Below are 1,628 nucleotides of genomic sequence, written 5' to 3'. Positions count from 1 at the left end.
TAGAATACAGAACATTAGGAACAATGGAACATAATATCTGTGATGTAATAGCTCAAAGGATGAAAGACAGAAAAATGAGTTGGTCCATTAAAGGTGCTGGTAATCTAGCTAAAATATTAGCAGAAAAAGCAAGTAAGAGAATATATAATATAATTGATGAAGTATGTTCTGGAGTTATTCCAGAGGATAAATTAGGTACAATAACAGAAATGATTACGCTAACAGCAGCTGATGTAAATAAGAAAGCAAAGGGAAGCAAGTATTACCCTGTAAAACAAGCAAGGATACCATTTACAGGCTGCGCCATGACTAATGGTAGAAAAGCCATACAAAACCTTTTTCAAGAAAGAAATTTTAGCGAACTTATTTATGGATAGTTTTAAAATTTTAGATAAAAAATTAAGAGGATAAGTACGCCCTTTCGGGCTGCGGGCGAAGCCCTATTTGGATAAAATTTTCAACTGAATTTATAATGGGAAAAATTCAAAAAATAAATTGCCCACTTTAACTTGACACAAACCAGAATAAATATCCGTTTTACAACAACTGGAATAAATGTTATACTTATAATATAATCAATATAGTTTAAAAAGGAGCTTTTTATGAAGCTTAGGGAGTATATGTTATATATCCTATATATTATATTAATATATATTTTAGTTTTATTTATTAATTGGTCTAACGCTTTATCAAGAAATTATATTAATATGCATTTCGAAATTAATGTTTTATATTCAATTATACCAATATTTACAGCTATAATATTAGGTGTGTTAATTTCTATAGAATATCTAATTAAGCAATTTAAGAAAAATGGAACATGGGAAGTTAATATAAATAAATTAATATTTATTGTAATACCCCTACTATTTTTATCTTTTAGTTTAAATATTTATTATCTAAACGTTTTTCCAAAGCTATCCAAAGCACTAATAAATTTAAACTATAGTATCCCTTCTTACTCGATTTTTGGTATTTTCTGTGGATATAATTTTGCAACAAGTTTTTATAAAACAAAAAAACGTTAACTCGGTTAGCATTTTTTTATTGCATAGAAACATTATTAGTTAATCAATATACCAAATGAAATAAAAAAATGGTAGTCAAATGACTACCATTTTTTTATGGTGGAGATAAGGAGATTCGAACTCCTGACCCCCTGCTTGCAAGGCAGGTGCTCTCCCAGCTGAGCTATACCCCCATATGGTGGACCTTCAGGGACTCGAACCCCGGACCAACCGGTTATGAGCCGGTTGCTCTAACCAACTGAGCTAAAGATCCAATTTTACCTGGCGACAACTTACTCTCCCACAAAGCTTCCCTTGCAGTACCATCAGCGCTTCAAAGCTTAACCATCGTGTTCGGTATGGGAACGGGTGTTACCTTTGAGCCATAATCACCAGATTAACTTTTAACAAATTATTTATTGCTTATATTTTTATATTATAATTTGCATTTTTGAAATTGTCAACAGTTTTTTCAACTTTTTTGAAAGAACTTGTTCTTTCAAAATTGCACAAAGTAAATATTTAAGATCAAGCCCTCGACCTATTAGTACTAGTCAGCTGAATGTATTACTACACTTACACCTCTAGCCTATCAACCTTGTGTTCTTCAAGGGGTCTTAC

At 31.3% G+C, this 1,628-nt stretch carries 2 tRNA genes, 2 rRNA genes and 1 pseudogene; 1 reads left to right on the top strand and 4 read right to left on the bottom strand.

What is annotated here, in order from left to right:
* Nucleotides 1-377: pseudogene (locus tag CLLI_RS14485) on the top strand (ISLre2 family transposase); the annotation flags it as partial.
* A 748-nt stretch (nucleotides 378-1,125) separates the two neighbouring features.
* Here CLLI_RS14485 and CLLI_RS07600 read toward each other — a convergent pair.
* From CLLI_RS07600 to CLLI_RS07585, 4 genes are all read right to left on the bottom strand, one after another.
* Nucleotides 1,126-1,201, bottom strand: a tRNA-Ala gene (locus CLLI_RS07600).
* A gap of 3 nt (nucleotides 1,202-1,204) precedes the next feature.
* Nucleotides 1,205-1,281: transfer RNA gene (locus CLLI_RS07595), tRNA-Ile, on the bottom strand.
* A gap of 6 nt (nucleotides 1,282-1,287) precedes the next feature.
* Nucleotides 1,288-1,404, bottom strand: a 5S ribosomal RNA gene (gene rrf, locus CLLI_RS07590).
* A 127-nt stretch (nucleotides 1,405-1,531) separates the two neighbouring features.
* Nucleotides 1,532-1,628, bottom strand: a 23S ribosomal RNA gene (locus CLLI_RS07585); the annotation flags it as partial.

Source organism: Clostridium liquoris, from assembly GCF_002995785.1.
GTDB lineage: Bacteria > Bacillota > Clostridia > Clostridiales > Clostridiaceae > Clostridium_AO > Clostridium_AO liquoris.
This window is presented reverse-complemented; position numbering and strand designations above follow the sequence as displayed.